Below are 23,520 nucleotides of genomic sequence, written 5' to 3'. Positions count from 1 at the left end.
GAGACCGTCACCCATGCGTATTTTGATCGTCAACGTGAACACCACCGAGTCGATGACCCAGACCATCGCCGAGCAGGCGCGCAGCGTCGCGGCCCCCGGTACCGAAATCATCGGCCTGACCCCGCGCTTCGGCGCAGAGTCGGTGGAGGGCAACTTCGAAAGCTACCTGGCCGCCATTGCCGTGATGGATCGGGTGCTGTCTTACGATCAGCCCTACGACGCGGTGATTCAGGCCGGTTATGGCGAGCACGGTCGCGAGGGTCTGCAGGAGTTGCTGGAGGTGCCGGTAGTGGACATCACCGAGGCGGCTGCTAGCCTTGCGATGTTGCTGGGGCACAAATATTCGGTGGTGACCACGCTGGATCGCGCCGTGCCATTGATTGAAGATCGCCTGAAACTGGCGGGAGTGTTCGAGCGTTGTGCGTCGGTTCGCGCCAGTGGCATGAGTGTGCTGGAACTCGAAGAGATGCCCGACCGCGCCCTCGAAGCCATCGCCGGGCAGGCCGTTGAAGCAGTGACCCAGGACAAGGCCGAGGTGATCTGCCTGGGTTGCGGCGGCATGGCCGGCCTGGATCAACTCATCCGCGACCGTGCAGGAGTCCCGGTGGTCGATGGCGTAACAGCCGCGGTCGCGCTGGCCGAATCGCTGGTGCGCCTGGGCCTGAAGACTTCCAAGGTGCGCACCTATGCCACGCCACGTCCGAAGAAGGTGATTGGCTGGCCGTTCAGTCTGTAATCACCGGATATTGAAAATGCCCTGTGGCCTGCTCGGATAGCGCCTTCGCGCTCCGGGCAGAAGCAGATTGGCCCTGCGCAGAAGCGAGATGACGCCGCGAGCAAGGCTTTCGATTCACCCGGCAACATCACTCAAATGATCCAGCCCTGCCAGCGTCAGTTCCTGCTGGCGGATGCTGTCCAGGCTGGTCGAGGAGTCTGAAGTGCCGGGAACGGCGTGCCAGACCACGAAGTCGCGCTGCACATCCAGGAACAGGAAGTAGTCGTTGAATACCTCCGCCTGGGAGAACCGCCGCTCCAGGGCGTCGCGCAGTTGCTCGGGCCGCAATGCGCGGCCTTCGATGTGCAGGGCGATGCCCCAGTCGCGGTGTTCGCGTCGGCTGACGAATGCCACCCCTGTCGCCACTGGCCAGATCGCTGCGCGTTCGGCTGCGACGTGCGCATAGAACGCTGCTTTTTCCGATACCCGAATCATGCTCAATCCTTAAGTGGCACCACGGTGAAATCCAGCTCATGGTCGCGTTCGTCCAGGCCCTGGCGCATGTCCTGCGGCCACCAGATCACCAGTTCACGATCATTGGAGTCGGGGCGTTTGCAGGCGTAGCCCGAACAACCGGAATGACTTGCGCAGCCGCCCAGCGTGGCGAACAGCACGAGCAGAATGACGTAGACGCGTGCGTTCATCGTGTTGCCCCCTTGAGCAGCGAAGGTCGGTTCTGTTTGGCTTTGGTCGAAACCTGTGGCTGGCGCACGGCGATGTAGATCTCACTCTCCGCACCCGGTTGCAGCCATGCATGGGGCCAGGCACTGACGCCCATGACCCAACGGCCGCCACAACGGCTCTCGTCGATCCGCACCGGTTTGCCCGTGGTGTTGCGTGCGACGACCACGGCGATGCCCCAATCCTTCCTCGAAAACCACTGCGAACGCTGGCGATCCAGCTCTAGCCCTTCTCCGGGGTCGCACAGGCTGTCGGCCTCGAACGGTAGGGTTTCGCCACTGTTGAAGCCCACCGGTGCCACGCCGTCGAGCAACTGGGTGAAGGCGCTTTGCACATCGCCTCGGGTCGGCTCTTCACCGCCATCGCGACGCTGATTGATGCGCTTCATCTGGTCATCCACATCGTGAGGATTGCTGATCTCCACATAGCGCGACGGGTTGACCTGATCGCCGATCAGCCGCGGGGTCAGGATGAACAGCCGTTCACGCTGATTCAGCTCGCGACTGCGGTTCTGGAACAGCAGCTTGCCGATCACCGGAATGTCCCCCAGTAACGGGATCTTGTTGACCTTGTCGTTGGTCTCCAGCCCGTGAAAACCGCCGATCACCAGCGAGCCATGCTCGGCGATCACCGCCTGGGTACTGACGTTGCCCTTGCGCACCGCCGGCTGGTCTTCATTGATGTTGGAGGTGTCTATCTGGCCGTCTTCGATATCGACGATCAGCTGCACCTGGGATTTACCGCCCTTGTCCAGCGAACGCGGGATCACCTGCAGGCTGGTCCCGGCAGTGATCGGTTGAATGTCCGCCACGCGCTCGGAAGTTGCGGTGAGGAATTCGGTACGACTGAAATCGATCACGGCGGGCTGATTCTCCAGGGTGAGAATCGACGGGTTGCCGATCACCGACGCGGCGCCGTTGCCTTCCAGCGCATGCAGGTCGGCGGAAAACTTCCCCGCATCCTGAATGAACAGGGTCGAGCTGGTGCCTTGCTGGAACAGGTTGGCGCCGCCACTGACGCTGCCCGCATTGAAGTTCCAGCGGCTGGACAATTGCGCCAGCTCGTTGCGGTCGATGTCGAGAATCACCGCGTCGATCTCGATCAGGTTGCGCGGTGTGTCCAGCTCCTTGACCAGCTTCTGGTACATCGCCTTGCGTTTGGGCAAGTCATAGATCAGCACCGCGTTGTTGCGCACATCGGCGCTGACGCGGATCTTCGAGCGACCGCCTGCGCCATCGCGCGAGCTGCCCCCGCGTTTGCCGCCGGAGCCAAGCACGCGATCCAGCCCCTGCTCCAGCGCGCCGGTGTCGAAACCGCCACCTTCAAGGCCGCCGTAGTTCAAGGCTGAGGCGTTGTTGCCGGCCATGCCGCTGGCCGTACTGCCCTGCCCTTGCAGCAGATTCACGCCATTGATCGACTCGCCACGGGAGCGGCTTTCCAGCAGTTCCTGAAGAATGCTCGCGACCCCGGCCACCGTCAGCTGTTGATCGCGATAGCGGATGGTGCGGTCGGCGGCGTTGGCGTATTTGAGCGGCAGGACCACGATGTCCTGCTTCTCGGCCTTCTCAGGCGCCTCGACCTTCTTGCTGTAGTTGCGCACGAAGTCGACGTACTTCGCCGGGCCACGCACCAGCACCACACCTTCGTCGGGCAATGCGCCCCAGCCGAAACGCTTGTCCAGCAGGCCGACGTCCGAGAGCGCCTGCTGCAGGTCGTCCACCGCTTCCGGAGAGACTTCGATGCGCGCCGAGGTCTGTTCGCTGGTGGGGCTGACGTACAGGGTTTCGTTGTAGACGAACCACTGGAAATGATGCTCCTGACCCAGGCGGTCGAGGAATTCCTGCGGATTCTGTGCGCGAATGCGTCCGTCCAGCGTGCCCTGGATCGGCGCCATGTCCAGGCCGATGCCGAACTCCCTGGCGAAATCCTTGAGCGCGGTCGCAAGATCGGTCTGCCGCGCATCGTAGGCATAAGCGGTATGTTTCCAGGCATCGGGCACTGCAGCCAGCGCGGGCATGGCAACTCCGATCATCAGCAGAGGCAACCACATAAAGGCCTTGCGCATTTCACACTCCCGGTTGCCAGGTATTGAGGGTTGCGCGGGGCGACGACGAAGCCGTGGCGTGGCGCATGGAGGTTTGCATCAGGCTGAGCATCGCGCCGCGTTGATTGGCCAGTTGCTCCAGACGATTGAGCAGATCGGTCTGACTGCACGGATTCGCCAGCCAGTTGAGCAGCACGACGCAGCGGGTGTCGGGATCGATCGCCAGTGCGCCGCTGCAGGCGCAGGCCACGCTGGCGCCGCCCTGCCCGAGCAACGCTTCGAGGCGCTGCGGATCGCTGCCGTCGTAGGGATCGAGCAGATCGAGGCTGATCCGCACGCCGTTACCGAGCACCGCCAGCCGCGCGTTGGCATCGTCGATCCAACAGTCCAGCGGCGTGAGCGGACGCTGCTCACACCACTGGGCGAGGATCGCCGTGAATTCATTGAATTCCATCGATGATCGCTTTGGTGATGCCGTGTTTGGCGCGCAATCCTTCGTTGAGGATCATGTTGGCGACATTGGTCTGCTGCGAGGCATCGTTGAACGCCTGAAGGTCTTCCATGGTGCCGCTTTCCGAGGCGGTTTCGGCGGCGTCTTGCATGTCGTTCTGGGCGCGGCTGTAGGAGTGATCGAGGTGGCTCTGCAAGGATTTGAAACTGATCATCGGTGGCGACTCCAACGTGAGGGTTCATCCCCTGAGTGGAAGTTGCCTGCGCTCCGGTTCCCTGCGTGGTTACAAAAAAACGTCAGCGCGTCGTCAGGTAAACGTCACTCACTCGGCCGCCTGGCCCAACAAACCGTTGCGCAGGCTGGCCCAGTCGATCTCGAACGCGCCGTTGGCATCGCTCAGACGCAGGGCCTGAGGCGCCATCAACCGGTCGCCCTTGAGTTGCCAGTGTTCGGCGAAGCGGCTTTCACCGAGCCATTGCCGAAGGTCGTCGAGCATGTCCGGATGGGCGCTGAGAGTGGCGACCGCTTCAAAGCGCTGGCCCTCGGCGAGTTGACGGACCAGGGCGCGGGTTCGTTCGGGCAGCGTGGTTTGGTCGAGCAGTCCGGTCAGGCTGCTGTTGAGCACCTCCTCGACCGCGTCCATGGAGTCACGCTGCAAGGTCTGGCGTTGTTGCTGCAGATCCTGCAGAAAGGCGTTGGCGCTTTCCCAGAACTGTACGTGAGCCTGATCCCGCTCGCGCAGCGCCTGTTCGCGGGCCTGGGCGCGGATCTGCTCGGCTTCAAGATGTGCATCGCGCAGCACCTCGGACGCCAGCTGCATGTCGGCGATGTCTTCGCGACGCAGGAGGGTTTCGACGAGCACAGCGGTAGACGGCAGGCAGAGGCTGCGTTTGGCGAGCATGTCGGGTTCCTTTCCAGAGGATCAGTGCCAGAAGATCATTGCGTGTCGGCGGCTCAAGCACTGGTAACCCGCCAGAGCACCGACTGCCACAGGGTTTGCAGCTTGTTTGCCGGCAGGTCTGTGACAAGTTGCCGGACCTCGTCAGGTGCCCAGCTCAGACGCAATCGGGACCAGCATGTTTCACCTGCCCAAGCCGCCAGCAAAATGCGTGGGTCGTCAATCGAAGGTTCCAGCCAGACGCCAGGGCGCAAGGCCTTGGCCACGGAACGGCACCAGTCTTCGTGGTGCGCTTCATGTTCATTGAGCCGCCTGGCTCGATCCGAAGTGCGTCCCAGACAGATACTCCCGGCCAACTCCAGGGCCTGACGCTGCTGATCGACACCGAGCAGTAACCATTGCACCCATGAATCGGCCGGTTCAGGGGGCTGGCTCGGGGTAATGCCGACACTTTGCAAAAACGCATTGTGTCGGCCTCTCAGTAACGCCTGTGCCTCTACGCCCGACAAACCGCTGCGCTCGACGAACAGCGCCATCCAGCCCGGGTGCGCCCATTGCCAGGGCGCACACCACCACTGAATCCAGCGCTCGTCGCGAATCTGCATCACAGCCGCACCGGCATGCTCGAACGCTCGCCGCGACGCAGGCCGATCCGTTGCCAGACGGCGCTGCGCCAGTCACCGCGCAGCATCAGCACCAGCAACGCAATCAACAGCACGCCGGCAAAGGGCGCGGCCCAGAGCATGCTTTTCCAGAAACCGAGATTGGCGCTGTCGACCAGAAACGGGCCGAAATTCACCAGCCGCTCGGTGTCCTGAAACTCCGCCGCAGGCACGAAGACGATGGCGAATTTCTTCGAATCCAGAGGCTCACCGGACATCCCCGGGATGCTGCTGGCGACCATCTGCTGAATCCGCCCGCGCACGCTGTCCGGGTCCAGTGCCGAGGTGTGCTTGATGAACACCGCCGCCGACGCGGGCTGCACCGGCTCACCCGGTGCGACCCGCTCGGGCAGCACCACATGCACCCGTGCCACGATCACCCCATCGATCTGCGACAGCGTCGCCTCCAGCTCCTGGGACAGCGCGTAGATGTAGCGGGCGCGCTCTTCCAGCGGGGTCGAAATCACCCCTTCTTTCTTGAAGATCTCGCCCAGACTGGTGCGCGAGTGCCGGGGCAACCCGGCGGCGTCCAGAATGCGCACCGCCCGGTTGATCTCCGCCGTCGCCACGGTGACGACCACTCCGGTCTTCTCCATGCGTTTGCGCGCATCGATATGCTGATCGGCAAGGCTGGCGACGACATCGTTGGAATCCTGCTCGGACAGGCCGCTGAACAGATCGGTCTCGTCGCTGCATCCGCCGAGCAGCAGCGTCAGGCACATCAGACCCGCAGTCAGATATTTCACGCCGGACCTCTATTGAAGGTTGGTCAGCTTGTCGAACGCCTGAGCGCTCTTGTTGACGACCTTGGTGGTCAACGCCATTTGCAACGAATACTGGGACAAGGATCGGCTCATCTGCGCGATCTCCAGCGGATCGTCGGTGCCGGAGGCTCTTTTCATCTTGCGCATCGCTTGTTGGGAAGATTTGTCCATCGATCCCAACCGCTCGGACAAGGCACTGGCAATCTGTTCGGAAAGATGACTTTGTTGCAACGCCACGTCAGGACGCATGGCGGCATTGAACAGATCGACGTCCGCCTGCGAAGGCCCGCTGACCAGTCCCTGATCAAGGTGCTGCTCAAGATCGGGAGATGACGATTTGAGTTGATTGATATTGGAAACGGTCACGGGTGTTCTCCGGCAGACGGGTCGATAAGAGGCACTGGATCAGGACAGGCTGGCGCTGCCCGATCCGGTCAATGCCTGGACGATCGCGTTGGCAGCCTGGCTCAGGCTGTTTTGCAGGTCATGTTGCGCGAACAACGGATTCTGCTGACCGCCCGTGCCGCTGACACCAGCGCCGGCGCCATTACCGTTGCCGTTCTGGCTGGCTTCCAGGCCCTTCTCGATCAGGCCGCTGAGCAGCTGGCCCAAATCCTGGGTGACGCTGTTGCCCGAATTACCCGACTGCGCGGCGTCGTTGACCGGAGTGCCCAGCCCACCACCCACGCTATTGCCGCCGCCGTTGCCCACGCTGGCGTTCAGGCCTTGTTGCAGCAGGCCGCTGAGCAACTGCCCCAAATCCTGAGCCGGGCTGCTGCTCAGCGCGTTTTGCCCGCTGGCAGGATCGGTGCTCAGCGCATTGCCGCCCAATGTATCGCCGCCCAGGCCGCCGTCGGTATTGCCTGTGTCGCTCAGGCCGTTCTGCTGCTGTTCGAGTTGACCACCAAGCATGTCGAGCGCAGCTCGCAAAGCACTGGTTTCGCTCTTGTCGAGGAAGTTGTCTTCCTTGAGTTCGTTCTTCCAGGAGCCTGAGTCCGGGGCCGGAAACTTGCTCGGGTTCTGGTCCATGAACTGCGCGACCTTGTCGAGCAGCGGCATGTCGCTGGAAGAAAACTTCGTTCCATCACCCTGCTTGCTCAGAAGGTCATCCAACGAAGCTTTACCCAACCCATTGAGCACCTGGGACATCAGATCCGGTTTGCCCGCGCCACCGCTCGCGCCGCCACTGAGGCCGAAGTCTGCCGCCGCGCCGAAGTTGTCACCCAACTTGTCCTTGATGACTTCGCCCAGGGCCGCCTTGACCATGTCAGGTGACCCACCGCCTAACGCAGCGGCCAGGGGGTTCATCTTCTTCATCTGCTCGCCGACCATTTTGCCCAGCGGCGAGTCCTGGTCCAGGTGGCCGTCTTTGGTCAGCGCCTGGGAAAGCTGGTCGATCACGTCCTTGAGCGACTGCTGTGGCCCCTGCTGGCCGCCAATCGAGCCGGTGGACACTACAGTGCCGATATGGGCGTTCTGCAGGGGGTTGATACTGGCATTGAGACTTAGCATGAAACCTCCAACTTCAAAGGGTTGCCCCCTTTTTCAGGGGGCGCTCTGAATGATCAGTAGCTGATACCTTTGGCGTTTTGCGCCTCGGCACTGATGGCTTTGTTCGCGCTGTCTTCCTTGCCGGAGCGGATGGCGCTGAGGACGTCGTTGGTTTGTTTGCGGATGTCGGCGTCGGTCTGCATGGCGATCAGGCGTGCCTGGCTGGCATCGGCCTTTTCGGTGGCGGCGCTTTGGGCGTTTTCGGCCTTGGATGGGGCGGCCGAGTCGGCGATATTGCCTTCGGTCTTGATTTGGGTGGCGGCACTGGCTGCCTGTTGAACAGCCTGACCGCCGCCACCGATCACGCTGTTGGCAAAGCCGCCGACCATAGAGATTGGGTTGATACCTGCCATGTTGAGTACTCCTGGGTCATCACCAGCGAAAGTGCTTGGTGCTGATGGGTGGCAGCGAGGGCAGGATCGGTTCCGCGGGTTGTTCAATTAATTGTCTGTAGCGGTTTTGAGGGGATCGACGAGCTTTGGGGGTTGGTGCGGCGGTGTGTGTATCCGTTATTTCGGTTGAGGGTGGGATAAGGTCCGTCCTGACCTCCGGATCGTTTCGCCTTCGGCGAGTTACTTGGAAAAGCCCCAAGTAACCAAGGGCTTTTGCTGCTGGTTGGGTCCTACTTGGTCGGATTCCCTCACTCCGGCGACGCTCCGTGGGCCCGGCCTGCACCCAAGTCGCGTTCGGCGGTGCCTGGACTGGCGCAGATCAACAGCAGAGCAAACGTAAAAGCACAGGCAGAAACAAAACCGGGATCAGGATGTAAATGTAGATCTAAGTCCGAATCCGAATCTGGATCTGGATTTGGATCTGAAGATTGGCGCTGTACCTGTGGGAGCTGCTGGAGCTGTGCGACAGCCGCGAAGGCGGATTGCCAGATGGCACATCCTGAGCTGACCCACCGCATTGGTTCGATCATTCCCACGCAGAGCATGGGAACGATCAGAGATGAACAGAGACGAGCAGAAACCCAGGTTCGGCCAAAATCTCTTCTGCCATCCGTCAATGCAAGACACTCTGCAAAAACTGTCGCGTTCGCGGATGCTCCGGCGCGGAGAATATCTGCGCAGGCGGTCCCATCTCGACGATTTTGCCGCCATCGAAAAACACCACCCGATCCGCCACTTCACGGGCAAAGCCCATCTCGTGGGTGACCACGATCATGGTCATGCCCTCGGCCGCCAGTCCTTTCATCACGCTCAACACCTCGCCCACGGTTTCCGGGTCGAGCGCCGATGTAGGCTCATCGAACAACAGCAGACGCGGTTTCATCGCCAGTGCCCGGACGATCGCCACCCGCTGCTGTTGACCGCCCGACAGCTCGCCGGGATAACCGTCGGCCTTGTGTTTCAGGCCTACACGCTCCAGCAGCGCCAGCGCATTGGCCTGGGCGTCGGCTTTGCTCACGCCCTTGACCCTGACCGGCGCCAGAATCATGTTGGCCATCACCGTCATGTGCGGGAATAACGTGTAGTCCTGAAACACCATGCCAATGTCCTCACGCAGCCTGGCCATGGCTCTTCGGTCATTCGCGCGTACCGACTCACCGCCATCGACCACAACGCTGCCCGCCGAGGGTTCCTCCAGGCTGTTGAGGCAACGAATGAACGTCGATTTGCCCGAGCCGCTGGGACCAATGATCACCACCACCTCCCCCTGGCGCACGTCCAGATCGACGCCCTTGACCACCTCGTGCTCGCCGAAACGCTTGTGCAGTCCGCGGACCGTCAGCATCGCGCTCATAATCCGGCCTGCGCGCGAGTGGCCGCCTGCAACTTCTCCTGCGCCGCCAGCAGGCGATCACGTCGCGCCTGATTGGCCTGGCGCTCGACCTGCAACCGCGCCTTGGCCCGCAGCAGACTCGGACGCAGCGAAGACAATGCTGGCCCGCCCGCGGAATCACGGGACTGCACGTTGGTCGTCGGGTCCAGACACTCGCGAACCTTGTGCGCCGGCAGATTCAGCGCGTGGCCCAATTGCTCCATTGCACAGACATCCACCATATCGGTGTCGATCCGATGGGCAGGCAGCCCGGCATCCATCGCCATGCGCACCGCCGCACCGACAATGTGGTGGGCCTCGCGAAACGACAGGTCGACCTCGCGCACGATCAGGTCTGCCAGCCCGGTGGCCGTGGAGAAATCCTCCCCCGCGCGACGCACCGCCAGCTCGACATTGGGCGTAGCGGTACGCAGCACCAGCTCCAGCAATTTAAGGCAGCGCAGGGTCTCCTCGGCGGCCTCCCAGAACCCTCGCGTGCCTTCACGGTTGGCGTCGCCGGTGTGTGAGAAGTTGCTGCCCTTGACCGTCACGCTCGCCGCCATCAGCAGGCCGACGATATGCCCGGTGCGACCTTTGAGGTACTCAAGTACGGTCGGGTTTTTCTTCTGCGGCATGATGCTTGACGTCGCCGCGACGCTGTCTGGAAAGTCGATCAGGCTGAATTCGTGGGTGCTCCAGACGAAATAATCCTGCGCGACGCGGCTCCAGAACACCGACAACAGGCTCAGGTGCGACAAGCTTTCCAGAATGAAATCCCGCGACCCCACCGCATCCAGCGCATTGTCGAGATAACCGTCGAACCCCAGCAATTCGGCGGTACGCGCTCGGTCGATGTCGAACGGCGTGCCGGCAAAGGCTGCGGCGCCCAGCGGGCTCTGGTTCATGGATTCGAGGGTCTGGGTCAGACGCTTGCAATCGCGCTCCAATGCCTGCTCCACCGCCGACAGGTAATAGCCATAGGTGATGGGTTGCGCCGGTTGCAGATGGGTATAACCGGGCATCACCACTTCGGCGAAGACCTCGGCGTTGTTCAACGCGGTCTGGCGGGTCTGGATCAGCGCATCGATCAGGCCCATCAGCACCTCGCGGCAACGCAGGCGGTCGAGGGTGGCGAGGATGTCGTTACGGCTGCGGCCGGTGTGCAGACGGCCGCCGATGTCGGTGCCGATCTGCTCGATCAGGTGCGCTTCATAGTTGAAGTAGGCGTCTTCGCGAGACGGATCGAGAGTGACCACGCCAGGGCCTGCGGCTTCCATGTCCAGCACGCCCTTGGCCAGTGCCGTCGCGTGTTCGCCGCGAATCAGGCCCTGTTCGGCGAGCATCACGATGTGCGCCTTGTTGACGTTACCCAGGTTGATGAAGCCATCGGCGAAACCCTCCAGCCGCGGCCGGTAGATATACTCGTTGACCTCAGGGGCGGTGGTTTCCTTCAAGCGACGACTGACTTTGGACTCTTGCATGATCTAACCCCTTAACGAGTTGCGCGCATCGCCGGGCGACCCAAGCGACGTTCGAGATAACGGCTGAGCCAGCTCAGCAATGAACAGATGACGAAGTACACCACCAGTACCGCCCCATAGACGGTGAAAGCGGGGCTGACGCCGGTCATGACCGTGGAGCGCTCGACGATGATCTGGCCGACTTTGAGAAACTCGCCCACCCCCACCAACGCGCCGAGTGACGTGGCCTGAACCAGCATGGTCAAAAGGCCCGTGTACGCCGGGAGAATCGCCCGCATCGACTGCGGCGCGATCACGTACAGGTAGATCTGCCAGGGGCGCAAGCCCAGGGTCCAGGCGCTTTTCCACTGGTGACGGGCAACCGACTCCAGCCCGCCGCGGACGATCTCGATGCCATTGGCGCTGCCCCACAGCGTCAGGCCGGTGACCACCGCCGCGAACGGGCTGAGGTCAAGGCCAAGCATCGGCGCACCGAAGAAGATGAAGAACACGTTGACGATCAGCGGAATCGACCGGAACAGCTCGACGTAGCCATGAATCGTCCACCACAGCAGGCGATTTTTCAGGGTCGCCAGCACACCGAACACCACCGAGATGATCGTGGTGAAGAGCAGGATGACCAGCGCCAGGCGCACCGTCATCCATAAACCCTTGAGCACGAAGCCCCAGTTTTCGATCAGAAAGTTCATGGGGCCTCAGTGCCTGAAAGGCCGTTGCAGGTGGGCAGACAAACGACCGGTCAACAGAGACAGGATCGCAACGAGGGCGAGGTACATCACGCAGATCGCGCTGAACATTTCGATGGCGCGAAAATCCGTGGCAATCCGGTCCACCGCCACGAACGTCAGCTCAGCCAGGCCAATTGCTTGCAGATAGGACGAGTTTTTCAGCAACGAGATCGCCGTGTTGAGTACCGCCGGCAGACTGGTGCGAAAGGCGATCGGCAACGCCACGAGGTAAAAGTATTGGTGAGGCTTGAGGCTCAGGGCCATGCTCGCTTCACGCATTTTGTGCTCCACCGTGGCCAGGCCCCCGCGCATGTTCTCCACCTGATAGGCGCCCGCCCATACCGACAGGCACACCACGCCGGACCAGAACAGCGAGAGCTCAAGGCCGATAGCGGGCAGACCGTAGAAGATGAAGAACAACTGCACCAGGATCGGCGTATTGCGAATCAGCTCCACGTACATCGCCACGATCTGCGACAGCACCGGCATGCGCAAAGCCCGCACCGCACCGCCCAGCACGCCGATAAGCAGGGAGAACGCGATAGCCAGCAGCGAGACCCGCAGCGTCATCAGCATGCCGTCGAGCAGCGCTGGCCATTGCGCCAACAGGTAGTTGAAATCGAAATCCATGACGGCGTCCGGTCAGAGTTTTTCAGCAGGTTTGGCCTGCTCGAACACACTCAGGTAGTAGCTCTGGATATTTTCCGGGACGTACTGCCGCACCCATCCGCTGAACAGTTTGTCCTCGTGCATCTTCGCCACGGCGGCACTGAGGTAATCGCGGAACTGCTCGTCATTCTTGCGCACGCCAATGGCGGCATCGGAGATCTGGAACGGTTCGTTGATCAGCCGCGCATCGCTGTCGTTGGCGGCCACCACCACCAGCGTTGCGGCATCATGGGTGTAAGCGTCGGCGCGGCCCTGGCGGAAGGTCTGCAAGGCGTCGGCCGCGCTGTTCATGCGCAGGGTCTTGACCTCGGGCATGTGGTCCTCGAACCACTTGGCCTGAACCGAGCCCTTGAGGGTGGCCAGGGTCTTGCCGTTGAGGTCTTTGATCGACTTGATCCGGCTGTCCTTCTTCACTACCACGTCGCTGGCGCCCCAGCGGTACGGCGTGGTGAAGTCGATGACGCGCTGGCGTTCCGGGGTGACACCCAACGTCGCGATGAGGAAATCGACCTTGCGTCCCAGCAGCTGCGGCACCCGGTTTTCAGCCGTTACGCAGGTGAAGGTGACTTTGTCCCTGGAGCCAAGCGCCCACAGAGCGATCTGCCTGGACATCTCGACTTCGACCCCAGCGAATTCGCCATTGCCGTCCTGGAAGCCATACGGCGGCTGGTCGCATCGCACGCCTGCACGCAGTTGCCCTGCGTCTTTTATTTCATCGGGAACCGGTGGCAGATCGGCGGCATGAACCTGGGCCAGACCCGCCAGAGAGACACATGAGAGGGCCATGGCCCGAACGAGAGATTTCAACGAATACGACATGATGCCTCCTGGTAACTACCAGCGCAGTGACGCACGACGCGACGCAACGCAACGATTTCAAGGGCAGAAAACAGCGGGGACTGCAGCGCGAGGTTGGCGATTGAAGTGCGCTTGGGCATCGCGGCCGTCTGCGCGGCACCGTCGATGTCAAAAACAGTTATAAAGCCTCTGGCTCATGCCAACAAATGACAATACATTGGTCACCCATACCGAATTGATATGGCCTGTCATGAACTTCAAACAAGTCGAAGCCTTCCGCGCCGTGATGTTGAGCGGCTCGATGACCGCTGCCGCCGAATCGCTGCACACCTCACAACCCAACATCAGCCGGCTGATCGCACAGCTGGAGCGCGGCAGTGGCTTCAAACTGTTCGAACGGGTCGGCGGACGACTATTGCCGACCGACGAAGGGGCTGCGTTGTTCGCCGACGTCGAGCGCGCCTTCATCGGTTTGCAAAGCCTCGAAAAATCGGCGCAGACCATTCGCCGTGGCGGCACCGGCCAATTGCGGATTGCCGCGGTGCCGTCGCTGTCATTGACCGTGCTGCCGAGAGTGATTCAACGGTTTCGTCAGGAGAACCCCGACGTCGCGATTTCGATTCACACCAGCGATTCGCCGATGGTGGCGCACTGGGCGGCATCGCAGTTCTGCCACTTGGGGTTGGCGTCGTACGTCGGCGAAGAAATGCCGGGGGTGCGCACGCAGCGGATCTGCGATGTGCCGGGGGTTTGCGTGTTTCCCAAGGGCCATCGGCTCGCGGCACTGGCGTGGGTCGGACCTGAAGATTTGTATGGTGAGGAATTCATTTCGCTGTCGCAGAACGACGGCTCGCGGACCCGCGTGGATCGGGCGTTCGCGGCTGACAAGGAGTACCGCAAGCTGAACCTGGAAACGCCCTATGCGGCGACCGTGTGTTCGTTGGTAGCGTTAGGGCTGGGGGTGAGCATCGTCAGCCCGATGGTCGCGCGGGAATACCTGCACATGGGCATCGAAACCCGGCCGTTCAACCCGGCGATTCGCTTCTCGACCTACCTGCTGCTGCCCGAAGACCGGCCACAGAGCCTGCTGAGTCAAAGGTTCGGGGTGCTGATCCATGAAATGCTCACCGAGGCGAGCAAGGAGTGGCAGGTGTGAGGGTCCCGGCGTTTGCTTCTGGCCGAAGGCCGTAGGAGGCCAGCTTGCTGACGATCTGCCGAACACCGGCAGCAAAGCCATTGCAGGCGGTGTGTCTGACTCCACCGAGTCGTCTGATTTTACTGGCGTTTCGCGCCAGGTCGCGAGCAAGCTGCGCGCCTACGCCCTTCGGGCAGAATCAAAAGCTTGAACCGTGCCGCGGTATCGATTCTGGCCGAAGCGCTGAAAACCAAAGTCCGCGGGAGCGCGGCAGACTTCCACTCAAATCCCGCTCAACGCCAGATCCATCGCGAAATAGGTGAAGATCAGATCGGCACCCGCCCGCTTGATCGCCCCCAGGCTTTCGCGCACTACGCGGCCTTCGTCGATGGCGCCGGCCTGGGCGCCGAACTTGATCATCGCGTATTCGCCGCTGACCTGATACGCCGCCAGTGGCAGGTTCGACGCCTCGCGGATGTCGCGGATGATGTCCAGGTACGCACCCGCTGGCTTGACCATCAACGCATCGGCGCCTTCGGCCTCGTCCAGCAGCGATTCGCGCAGCGCTTCGCGGCGGTTCATCGGGTTCATCTGATAGGTCTTGCGATCGCCCTTGAGCGCCGAGCCACCCGCCTCACGGAACGGGCCGTAGAGCGATGACGCGAACTTGGTGGAGTACGCCATGATGGGCGTATGGGTGAAACCGGCGGCATCCAGCGCCGCACGAATGGCCCGTACCTGACCATCCATGGCCGCCGACGGCGCAATCACATCGGCACCGGCGCGGGCGGCCATCACCGCTTGCTTGCCAAGGTTCTCGATGGTCGCATCGTTGTCGACATGGGCACCGTGCATCACGCCGCAGTGACCGTGGTCGGTGTATTCGCAGAAACAAGTGTCTGACATCACGATCATTTCCGGCACGGCGTCCTTGATGGTGCGTGAAATCCGCGACACCAGGCCGTTTTCCTGCCAGGTGTCACTGCCGCTGGCGTCCAGGTGATGGGAGACGCCAAACGTCATCACCGACTTGATCCCCGCGCGGGCATAACGCTCGACTTCCTGCGCCAGCTTCGACTCGGGGATGCGGCTGACCCCCGGCATGCTGTTGATCGGCACGAATTCGTCGACTTCTTCTTCAACGAAGATCGGCAGCACCAGATCGTTGAGAGTGAATTCGGTTTCTTGAAACAGCGCGCGGAAGTGTTCGTTGCTGCGCAGGCGTCGTGGACGAGCGGCGGGAAACAGACTGGACATGGCAGTTCCTGATCGAAGATTTGCGAAAAGCGCCACATAGAACGGCCCTGGGCGCTATCAATGGCGCGAAGCTTATTCCTGACTCGCGTCGGATTCAAATATCAGGGCGATAAAGAGAGTTGTCGTGCGCGTAACAGTACGGTGCCCGACGTCAGGCGAATCCAATGACGGACAGGCATCGAAGGGAACAGCGGGCCCCGGTGTTAACGCGATGCCTCAGCCTGGCAGGCTGCCATCGCCCTCGCCCAGTTCGCGCTGCATGATTACGGTGTCGAGCCAGCGGCCATGTTTGAAACCTACCGACTCGAACACACCGACCTTGCGAAAGCCCAGGCGCTCGTGCAGGCGGAGCGACGCGATGTTTTCGCTATTGCCGATGATTGCCACCATCTGCCGCCGGCCATCCTCGATGCAGCGCTGGATGATCAGTTCCAGCAGCGCCAGGCCAATCCCCATCCCGGCCATGCCTTCACGCACATACACCGAATCCTCGACCGTGAAGCGGTAGGCCGGACGCGGCCGGTAGAGGGTCGCATAGCCATAACCGACCACCTCGCCATGGCGCTCGGCGACCACGTAAGGCAGACCATTGGCGCAGACATCGACGCGGCGCTGACGCATCTGCTCCAGGGTGGGCGGTTCCAGTTCGAAACTGGCGGTGCCGTGGAGCACATGGTGGGCGTAGATCGCCTGAACGGCGGGCATGTCGTCTTCGTGGGCGTCGCGCAGGGTAAGGGTGTGGGTCATGAGCGGTCTTCTTGAGAATGTGATCTTCCGTGGAGGTCACAGGATATACATTCATGCTCGGGATTTGGGTTTAGAATGCCGCCCTTTCTCACTTCCGACCCGCCGCCACCCGATGAACTCCGACGCACTGAACACCCTCAACGAGCACCTGCTGGCCGCGCTCGCCGCCGCACCGGCAGAAACCCGCCGCCTGTTCCACGGTCGTGGGCGACGCTGGCCGAGGCTTGAGCAGTTGACCGTCGACTGGATGCAAGGCGTGATCCTGGTGTCGTTGTTCAAAGAGCCTGGGACCGAGGAACTGCAAGCCCTGAAACGTCTGCTGCTCGATCTCGTCCACGGTCAGGTGTGCAAAGACGCGCAGGCGCACACCCTGCTGCTGCAACACCGCTACCTGCCCGACAGCCATACCGAAACGCTGATGGGCCAGATGCCGAACGAATGGACACTGACTGAAGGCGGCCTGCGCTACCTGGTGGATTTCGGCAAGAAGCAGAACACCGGTCTGTTCCTGGACATGCGCTACGGTCGGGACTGGGTGCGCGCCAACGCATCCGGCAAGCGCGTGTTGAACCTGTTTGCCTATACCTGCGGTTTTTCCGTGGCGGCGATCGCCGGTGGCGCGCAGTGCGTGGTCAACCTGGACATGTCCCGCGCGGCGTTGAGCCGGGGTCGCGACAACCATCGCCTGAATGGCCATGACCTTAGCAAGGTCAGCTTTCTGGGGCACGAGTTGTTCAAGTCCTGGGGCAAGGTGAAAAGCGGCGGACCTTATGATCTGGTGATCATCGACCCGCCCTCGTTCCAGAAAGGCAGCTTTCTGCTGACCAAGGACTACCAGCGCGTACTGCGCAAATTGCCGGAACTGCTGAGCAGCGAAGGCACCGTGCTCGCGTGCATGAACGACCCGGCGCTGGGCGCGGATTTTCTGATCGAGGGCGTGATGCGGGAAGCACCGGGGTTACGCTTCGAACAGCGGCTGGACAACCCGCCGGAGTTCGCCGATGTCGAGCCCGACGGCGGCCTGAAGGCGCTCGTGTTCCGGCAGTTAGGCTGAACGCCACGATCACCCCGGTAAGTCCGGCCTGCTGCGACAGTTACGTGACCCGCCCGCCGCCTTCGGGACAATCGTCCATGCGGCGCGATACCGAGAACAGGCGGAACTGGCGCAAAACGCTCGGCGAATGCCTGCTGACCCCAGAGGCCCAGCGCTGAACGTTGATCAATCGAACATTCCTTCAACTATCCCTCATCTACACAGTCATACAAGAACGCAACCCTACTCCACACGCATATCGAGGCCGGATGAGTTTCATTCTTTGCATGACCGTGCTCGGTGTCCTGCTGATGCTGCTGGCACTGACGTCTTCTTACCTGCGCTGGATGCCGGTTACCACCTCGGCAGTGTGCCTGGCGTTCGGCGCATGTATGGGCCCTTGGGGGCTGGACCTGGTCCAGATCGATATCCACGAAGGCCGCCACTGGCTGGAACGCCTGACCGAAGCCGCGGTGCTCTTTTCTTTGTTCAATACTGGCATCAAGCTGCGCCTGCAACTGCACCGCTCTGTCTGGCGTTCGGCTTATCTGCTGGCCATGCCGGTGATGCTCGCCACCATCGTCGGCGTCTGTGTCGCCGCGCATTACCTGCTGGATCTCTCGTGGCCCATATCGCTGCTGCTGGGCGCGATGCTTTCCCCCACCGACCCGGTGCTGGCCGGGCTGGTGCAGGTCAACAACGCTCAGGACTTCGACCGGGTACGCTTTGGCCTTTCAGGCGAAGCCGGGCTCAATGACGGCACGGCGTTCCCCTTCGTCATCTTCGCCCTGCTGTTTCTCAGCCACGGCTCGTCGGACTTCACCTGGGTCCAGGGCTGGCTGCTGAAAAACATCCTGTGGGGCGTGCCCGTGGGGCTGTTGCTGGGCTATGGATTGGGCCGCGGTGTGGGGCATCTGATGATCTACCTGCGCATCAAGAATGCCGACAGCACCAGCTCACCCAACGACTTTTTGGCACTGGCCCTGATCGCCATCGCCTATGTCAGTGCCGAAGGTCTGGGCGCGTTCGGCTTTCTTGCGGTTTTCGCGGCGGGGCTGGGGCTGCGTCAGGCCGAGGTTCGCACCACCAAATCGGATGTGCCCGCCGAGCACATCGCCAAGCCGGTATTGGGTCACATGGACAGCGACCCACAGGCCGCGACAGTTGCCAGCCATGAGGAACTCAGTGATTCGCAGTTGGCCGCTGGAGTCATGATGGGCGACATGCTGGCATTCGGCAGCCTGGTGGAACGCGGGATGGAAGTGCTGTTGATCACCCTGCTCGGCGCCGCTCTCGCCTTCTATTGGGACTGGCGCGCGGTCGGGCTGGGACTGGCGTTGTTCTGTGTGATCCGACCGCTGAGCGTCTGGCTATTGATCAGTCGCCGACTGCTGAGCCGACCGCAAAAGGCGCTGGTGGGCTGGTTCGGGATCCGCGGCATCGGCACCCTTTATTACCTATCCTATGCGCTGTCCCATGGCGTGCCCATGGAGGCCGTGAAAACCATCATCGGGTTGACGCTGTCGGTGGTCGCCCTGAGCATTCTGCTGCACGGCATCAGCATTCAGCCGCTGCTGGAGCGTTACGAACGCAGTATGGCGCGGGACGATCAATAGGCAACTCATTACCAGTGGGCCGAATAGAGGTTCCTGATAGAGCCTGTCGATCAATTCATCGGAACAAGCGATTGGACGCTCTAGCGCGATATCGGTAGCTTGCTCATCAACTGATCACGTGTTTTTTGGCCGTATCTGAACTGCGGCCGAAAGTCGCACATCGTTGCCTTCAAATGGATTGGCGCCGTGTCCGCTGACACGTTCGCGCATCAAGACCGGACGCTTGAACATCACCTCCGTAAAATCTGCGTGGCGCGCGGCTTCGTGTCGCGGTGCCGACCCTTGCGTGCGAGTCCATAAAACATGTCCATCAATACGCCCCAACAGATCGCTGAAATCACCGTCGAAGCCGGCGTGAAGAAATCCTGTTTGCCCACCCTATCGATCCTGGTGCTGGGTTTTCTCGCCGGCGCGTTCATTGCTCTGGGGTTCCTGCTGGATATCCACGTCAGCACCATGATCCCCGGCCCGTGGGCTTCACTGGGCAATCTGCTGGGCGCAGCGGTCTTTCCGATTGGCCTGATTCTGACGATCCTGGCCGGCGGTGAGCTACTGACAGGCAACATGATGACCTTGCCCAGCGCCATGTTCGCCGGCCGCATTTCCGTAGGCGCCGTGGCCCGTAACTGGATACTGGTGACCTTCGCCAACCTAGTCGGCGCGCTGTTCATTGCGTACTTCTTCGGCCACGTATTGGGCCTGACCGAAGGAGCGTTCCTGGCCAAGACCCTGGCCATCGCCAAGGCCAAGGCCAGTGCCGACTTCAGTCAGGCGTTCATCTCCGGGATCGGCTGCAACTGGCTGGTGTGCCTGGCGGTGTGGCTGTCTTATGCGAGCAAGGACGTCACCGGCAAGATCCTCGGCATGTGGTTTCCGATCATGGCGTTCGTGGCCATCGGCTTCCAGCACGTGGTGGCCAACATGTTCATCATCCCGGCCGCAATCTTCGCCGACGCGCTGACCTGGGTCGATTTCGTCGAAAACTTCTTCGCCGTATTCCTCGGTAACGCGGTGGGTGGTGCAATTTTCGTCGGGCTGGCGTATTACGTGTCCTATTCGAGGTCTGCCCAAGCCACCAGCGACGACGCGGCAAGCCTTGAGCAACCGGTTAGCCAAAAGATTTAACGATTGCCTCGCGTGCTGCTCTAACCAACAGGCACGCGAATCGCTTCTGCCACGCAGCACCCTGTAGAGGAAACAATGTCCGATCGAGTCCTGATAGACGGGTATTCACGCAAAGTCGATTACGTTCGTATGTCGGTGACCGATCGTTGTGATTTTCGCTGCGTGTATTGCATGGCCGAGGACATGACTTTCCTGCCGCGCCAGCAGATTCTTTCCCTCGAAGAAATCCAGCAGATTGCCGAGCGCTTCGTAGCACTGGGTACTAGAAAGATCCGCCTGACCGGAGGCGAACCGCTGGTGCGCGCCGGTATCGTCGGGCTGTGCAAGAACATCGCCGCCCTGCCCGGCCTGCGCGAACTGTGCATGACCACCAATGGCTCGCAACTGGAAAAACTCGCGGCGCCGTTGTTCGATGCCGGGCTGAAACGCCTGAACATCAGCCTCGACAGCCTCGACCCTGCGCGGTTCAAGGAACTGACCCGCACGGGTGACCTGAACAAGGTCATCGCCGGGATCGACGCCGCCAATGCCGCTGGCTTCACCCATACCAAGCTCAACTGCGTGGTGATGCAGGGGCGCAATGATCACGAGATCAATGATTTGGTGGCTTTCGCCATCGACCGCGGCCTGGACATCACCTTCATCGAAGAAATGCCACTGGGCCTGATCAGCGAGCACAGCCGCGCCGAATCATTCTTTTCCAGCGACCGGGTGCGCGAACGCATTGCCGAACGCTATACGCTGATCAACTCCACCGAATCGACCCAAGGCCCATCTCGCTACTGGCGCCTGGCCGAAGCGCCGAACATCCGCGTCGGCTTCATCTCACCCCACAGTCACAACTTCTGCGCCACCTGCAACCGCGTGCGCGTCACGGTGGAAGGACGCCTGCTGCTGTGCCTGGGCAACGAACACTCCGCCGACCTCAAAGCCACACTGCGCGCCAACCCCGGCCAGCCCGAAAAACTGGAAAAAGCCATCGTCGCCGCCATGAAGCTGAAGCCCTACAAGCATAATTTCGAGATCAACGATGATGTGCAGGTGGTGCGTTTCATGAATATGACAGGGGGGTAGATCGCTGAGCGGCACTGGCGATAGCCGGGTCGTGCTCGACGCCCGCGAAACCGCCAGGGAAGGATATACAGCGCAAGTGAGCGCCCGAACCGCTAAAACGCCATATCGGTAGTTTGCGCATAAATTGAAAACGCCCCCAGCAGGAACCAGAAGATGCTGAACAACCAGGGCGTACGCATCGAAAACATCAAGGACTTGCGATACCCCTTCTCGCTCGACTCGTGCTCGCTGAACAGTGGCGAATCGTCATAGGCAAGCCCCATGGCCGGCTGGCTGTGCAACAACTGACTCTGCTTGAAATGCCAGTGATCGATGATTTCATAAGCCGCCCGGATGCCCGGCCACGCATGCATGGAGCTGATCAGCCCCAACAACGTCAGAAACGGCGGCACGACCAGGGTAAACAACTTGCCCCACTCAGGATTCAGGTTGGCCATGGACGATGCGAAGGCGATCACTAGAAACGACTGCGCGGACAAATAGGCGTTGGTGCGGTTGGAGAGAATCGCCGTCTCGTATTGAATTTCCCTGCGATAAAAGTCCAGACGCTCCTTGGGCGTGCCAAACAGCAGCGACTGCGCGCTATCCACATCGGCCACCGCAACGCTGCTGGTGATGATATTGGGTGTTACCGTCTCACGTTTCAAAACCAAAAACTCCCTGGCCGTGCACCGACAAAAAGCCAGAGCCGCGCATTACACGCAACCCCGGCGTTTCGCGCGGCGCTCACTCAACTATTCAACGCAGATCATCGGACAGCGGCGTCGGCTCATGCGCTGGCGGCACTGGCTTTGCGGCAGGTGGTTCATCCCAGTCCTTTGGCCGTTCGCTCTGCCCATCCGGGGGTGGGAGCCAGTCCTTCGGAAGTTCGCTGGGTTGCTGTCCAAGACCAGCCTCATCCCGAGCGTCTTCGTCATCCAAAGCATCCGGATCGACATCCTGATCGGCAGTAGGCAACTCTTCGTCCGGGGCGGCTGACATGGTGGGAGCGACTGACATAAGCACCTCTTCTCTGCAGAGCCCGAACAAAATGGGCGGTTGCTATTTCGAGGCGGTTGCGCGCCGCGGGTGCCCTAAACATGACCAGCGGTCAGACTGCACTTGCTGCCGGTTTCACATGAGCTTGCCGGAAGCGCGCGCCATGCATCGCACCCGGCGCTCTTCCACTCGCTGAGCGAACCAGGCGGTGGTCAGCTTGCGCGTGATCTTCGGGCTTTCCAGCACGATGCCCGGCAGAATGGCACGGGGCAACGGTTTGCCCGCGGCCTTGTCGGCCAGCGCGAACACTTGCTTATAGAGGTCGGTGTCCTCGAATTCCAGGCTCTCCCCCTTCTCCAGCGCGTTGCGGATGGTGGTATTGCGCATGCCCAATTGCGCGTGCAGGCTGCGTACCGCCAGTTCGGTCTGACCCAGGGACGGGCCGAAACCGTAGCTGATCAGGTCGCCATCCAGAGCCAGGCGCTTGCCCGACAGGCGCGCGACGGCGCTCTGAAAGGCTGCGTTCCGACTGGCGTACCAACCGGCGTTGAAATCGGCGAAGCGATAGATCGGCTTGTCGTAGCTGACCGGATACCCCAGCAAATGAGCGATGCCGAAGTACACCCCTCCCCGGCGCGTGAACACCTCGTGGCGAATGGAACCCTCCACCGGATACGGATAATCGCGCGCCTGCTTCTCGGCGAATTCGATACTGACCTGCATCGGACCTGCGGTATGCACCGGGTTGAAGTTGCCGAACAGCGTGCGGCCCAGCGGCACCATGCCGATAAAGTCATCGAAAATCGCGCTCAGGTCCTTCTCGGTGCGGGCTGCGCTCAGGCGCTCGTCGTAGGTCTTGCCGGTGGGCGAGCGGATGTCCAGCGCGCTACGCACCAGCAGATTGGGAATGTGGGCCTTGCTGGCGCGGCGATCGATTTCATCCTGAGCGATCTTGCCCATGCCGGGCACAGCGGGGTCGACCTGATAATTGGATTCCTGCTCGGCCACCGCCAGCACCGAGCACAGGTTTTCCACGCTCGGGGCGATTTTTTGTGTGTCGAACGCGGTGTAGATGTCCGTCGCCCAGCCCTGGCGATCGGCAACGCTGGCTGGCAGCAGGCGGAAGATTTCGCTACGCACCAGATCCGGAGGCGGTGCAGGCGCCTGGTTGCGTTGCGAACTGCAACCGGCCAGAAATGCCAGCAGCATCAGGCTGATCACGGCATGGGTGTGGCGGGTGAATCCTTTCGCGGGCATGGAATCTCGATCTTCGGACAATGGATTGCCGA

At 61.4% G+C, this 23,520-nt stretch carries 27 protein-coding genes; 6 read left to right on the top strand and 21 right to left on the bottom strand.

Translation table 11 applies throughout. The features are described 5' to 3' along the window. The first annotated feature begins 13 nt into the window (after positions 1-13). On the top strand, positions 14-736 hold the full coding sequence (locus CE491_RS18765; protein ID WP_110949827.1) for an aspartate/glutamate racemase family protein: 723 nt from the start codon (positions 14-16) through the stop codon (positions 734-736). A 114-nt stretch (positions 737-850) separates the two neighbouring features. On the opposite strand, the gene CE491_RS18760 is transcribed toward CE491_RS18765, so the two are convergent. The 16 genes from CE491_RS18760 to CE491_RS18685 all read right to left on the bottom strand — a co-directional run bounded on the left by CE491_RS18760 (position 851) and on the right by CE491_RS18685 (position 13,287). Continuing rightward, positions 851-1,210 carry a type III secretion protein HrpV gene (locus tag CE491_RS18760; protein ID WP_110949826.1) on the bottom strand — a complete coding sequence of 120 codons (360 nt, stop codon included), beginning with the start codon at positions 1,208-1,210 and terminating at the stop codon, positions 851-853. Between the two features lie 2 nt (positions 1,211-1,212). Beyond that, positions 1,213-1,419 (bottom strand): HrpT family type III secretion system protein, encoded by a 207-nt coding sequence (gene hrpT, locus CE491_RS18755; RefSeq protein WP_110949825.1) that lies wholly within the window; start codon positions 1,417-1,419, stop codon positions 1,213-1,215. Then, positions 1,416-3,521 carry a type III secretion system outer membrane ring subunit SctC gene (gene sctC / locus CE491_RS18750; protein ID WP_110949824.1) on the bottom strand — a complete coding sequence of 702 codons (2,106 nt, stop codon included), beginning with the start codon at positions 3,519-3,521 and terminating at the stop codon, positions 1,416-1,418. The genes hrpT and sctC overlap by 4 nt, the downstream gene beginning before the upstream one ends. 1 nt (position 3,522) lies before the next feature. Then, complete coding sequence (locus CE491_RS18745) at positions 3,523-3,954, bottom strand: type III secretion protein (RefSeq protein WP_110949823.1); 432 nt, start codon at positions 3,952-3,954, stop codon at positions 3,523-3,525. Continuing rightward, positions 3,941-4,165 (bottom strand): type III secretion protein, encoded by a 225-nt coding sequence (locus CE491_RS18740; protein ID WP_110949822.1) that lies wholly within the window; start codon positions 4,163-4,165, stop codon positions 3,941-3,943. The genes CE491_RS18745 and CE491_RS18740 overlap by 14 nt, the downstream gene beginning before the upstream one ends. Before the next feature lie 108 nt (positions 4,166-4,273). Further along, entirely contained in the window at positions 4,274-4,852 is a 579-nt protein-coding gene (sctL, locus tag CE491_RS18735; protein ID WP_110949821.1) for a type III secretion system stator protein SctL, read from the bottom strand. Positions 4,853-4,905: 53 nt separating this feature from the next. Further along, positions 4,906-5,454: a type III secretion protein gene (locus CE491_RS18730; protein WP_110949820.1), complete on the bottom strand. Its 549-nt coding sequence runs from the start codon at positions 5,452-5,454 to the stop codon at positions 4,906-4,908. Next, complete coding sequence (gene sctJ, locus CE491_RS18725) at positions 5,454-6,257, bottom strand: type III secretion system inner membrane ring lipoprotein SctJ (RefSeq protein WP_110949819.1); 804 nt, start codon at positions 6,255-6,257, stop codon at positions 5,454-5,456. Before sctJ ends, CE491_RS18730 begins: the two co-directional genes overlap by 1 nt. Before the next feature lie 9 nt (positions 6,258-6,266). Continuing rightward, a complete protein-coding gene (gene sctI / locus CE491_RS18720; RefSeq protein ID WP_110949818.1) occupies positions 6,267-6,641 on the bottom strand; it encodes a type III secretion system inner rod subunit SctI in 375 nt (124 codons plus the stop codon). A gap of 39 nt (positions 6,642-6,680) precedes the next feature. Then, complete coding sequence (locus CE491_RS18715; RefSeq protein ID WP_110949817.1) at positions 6,681-7,787, bottom strand: harpin HrpZ family protein; 1,107 nt, start codon at positions 7,785-7,787, stop codon at positions 6,681-6,683. A gap of 53 nt (positions 7,788-7,840) precedes the next feature. Beyond that, the gene (locus CE491_RS18710) at positions 7,841-8,179 is read right to left on the bottom strand and encodes a hypothetical protein (protein ID WP_110949816.1); all 339 of its coding nucleotides are present in this window, start codon (positions 8,177-8,179) and stop codon (positions 7,841-7,843) included. Positions 8,180-8,831: 652 nt separating this feature from the next. Then, a complete protein-coding gene (locus tag CE491_RS18705) occupies positions 8,832-9,572 on the bottom strand; it encodes an amino acid ABC transporter ATP-binding protein (protein WP_110949815.1) in 741 nt (246 codons plus the stop codon). Beyond that, positions 9,569-11,071: an argininosuccinate lyase gene (argH, locus tag CE491_RS18700; protein WP_110949814.1), complete on the bottom strand. Its 1,503-nt coding sequence runs from the start codon at positions 11,069-11,071 to the stop codon at positions 9,569-9,571. The genes CE491_RS18705 and argH overlap by 4 nt, the downstream gene beginning before the upstream one ends. Positions 11,072-11,082: 11 nt before the next feature. Further along, positions 11,083-11,760 (bottom strand): amino acid ABC transporter permease, encoded by a 678-nt coding sequence (locus tag CE491_RS18695; protein ID WP_110949813.1) that lies wholly within the window; start codon positions 11,758-11,760, stop codon positions 11,083-11,085. A gap of 6 nt (positions 11,761-11,766) precedes the next feature. Then, positions 11,767-12,429, bottom strand: coding sequence for an amino acid ABC transporter permease (locus CE491_RS18690; protein ID WP_110949812.1), 663 nt, complete (start codon positions 12,427-12,429; stop codon positions 11,767-11,769). Between the two features lie 12 nt (positions 12,430-12,441). After that, the gene (locus tag CE491_RS18685) at positions 12,442-13,287 is read right to left on the bottom strand and encodes a transporter substrate-binding domain-containing protein (protein WP_110949811.1); all 846 of its coding nucleotides are present in this window, start codon (positions 13,285-13,287) and stop codon (positions 12,442-12,444) included. A gap of 229 nt (positions 13,288-13,516) precedes the next feature. Here CE491_RS18685 and CE491_RS18680 point away from each other — a divergent pair, with 229 nt between their 5' ends. Next, positions 13,517-14,422, top strand: coding sequence for a LysR substrate-binding domain-containing protein (locus CE491_RS18680; RefSeq protein WP_110949810.1), 906 nt, complete (start codon positions 13,517-13,519; stop codon positions 14,420-14,422). A gap of 261 nt (positions 14,423-14,683) precedes the next feature. Here CE491_RS18680 and hemB read toward each other — a convergent pair whose 3' ends face one another. Both hemB and CE491_RS18670 read right to left on the bottom strand, forming a co-directional pair. Continuing rightward, positions 14,684-15,658, bottom strand: a complete 975-nt coding sequence (gene hemB / locus CE491_RS18675) for a porphobilinogen synthase (RefSeq protein ID WP_110949809.1) — start codon at positions 15,656-15,658, stop codon at positions 14,684-14,686. A gap of 216 nt (positions 15,659-15,874) precedes the next feature. After that, positions 15,875-16,405 carry a GNAT family N-acetyltransferase gene (locus CE491_RS18670; protein WP_110949808.1) on the bottom strand — a complete coding sequence of 177 codons (531 nt, stop codon included), beginning with the start codon at positions 16,403-16,405 and terminating at the stop codon, positions 15,875-15,877. Positions 16,406-16,517: 112 nt separating this feature from the next. Here CE491_RS18670 and CE491_RS18665 point away from each other — a divergent pair, with 112 nt between their 5' ends. The 4 genes from CE491_RS18665 to moaA all read left to right on the top strand — a co-directional run bounded on the left by CE491_RS18665 (position 16,518) and on the right by moaA (position 21,253). Next, positions 16,518-17,459, top strand: a complete 942-nt coding sequence (locus CE491_RS18665) for a class I SAM-dependent methyltransferase (protein ID WP_110949807.1) — start codon at positions 16,518-16,520, stop codon at positions 17,457-17,459. A gap of 248 nt (positions 17,460-17,707) precedes the next feature. After that, the gene (locus CE491_RS18660) at positions 17,708-19,054 is read left to right on the top strand and encodes a cation:proton antiporter (protein ID WP_110949806.1); all 1,347 of its coding nucleotides are present in this window, start codon (positions 17,708-17,710) and stop codon (positions 19,052-19,054) included. 303 nt (positions 19,055-19,357) lie between these two features. Then, on the top strand, positions 19,358-20,179 hold the full coding sequence (locus CE491_RS18655) for a formate/nitrite transporter family protein (RefSeq protein WP_110949805.1): 822 nt from the start codon (positions 19,358-19,360) through the stop codon (positions 20,177-20,179). 75 nt (positions 20,180-20,254) lie between these two features. After that, a complete protein-coding gene (gene moaA, locus CE491_RS18650) occupies positions 20,255-21,253 on the top strand; it encodes a GTP 3',8-cyclase MoaA (RefSeq protein WP_110949804.1) in 999 nt (332 codons plus the stop codon). A gap of 92 nt (positions 21,254-21,345) precedes the next feature. Here the strand turns inward: moaA and CE491_RS18645 are convergent, their stop codons facing one another. The 3 genes from CE491_RS18645 to CE491_RS18635 form a co-directional block, all read right to left on the bottom strand. Beyond that, entirely contained in the window at positions 21,346-21,873 is a 528-nt protein-coding gene (locus CE491_RS18645) for a hypothetical protein (RefSeq protein WP_110949842.1), read from the bottom strand. 118 nt (positions 21,874-21,991) lie between these two features. Continuing rightward, entirely contained in the window at positions 21,992-22,252 is a 261-nt protein-coding gene (locus CE491_RS30325) for a hypothetical protein (protein ID WP_199885166.1), read from the bottom strand. Between the two features lie 114 nt (positions 22,253-22,366). After that, positions 22,367-23,488, bottom strand: coding sequence for a DUF1615 domain-containing protein (locus CE491_RS18635; RefSeq protein WP_110949841.1), 1,122 nt, complete (start codon positions 23,486-23,488; stop codon positions 22,367-22,369). Positions 23,489-23,520 lie beyond the last annotated feature (32 nt).

The organism is Pseudomonas bohemica (assembly GCF_002934685.1).
GTDB lineage: Bacteria > Pseudomonadota > Gammaproteobacteria > Pseudomonadales > Pseudomonadaceae > Aquipseudomonas > Aquipseudomonas bohemica.
This window is presented reverse-complemented; position numbering and strand designations above follow the sequence as displayed.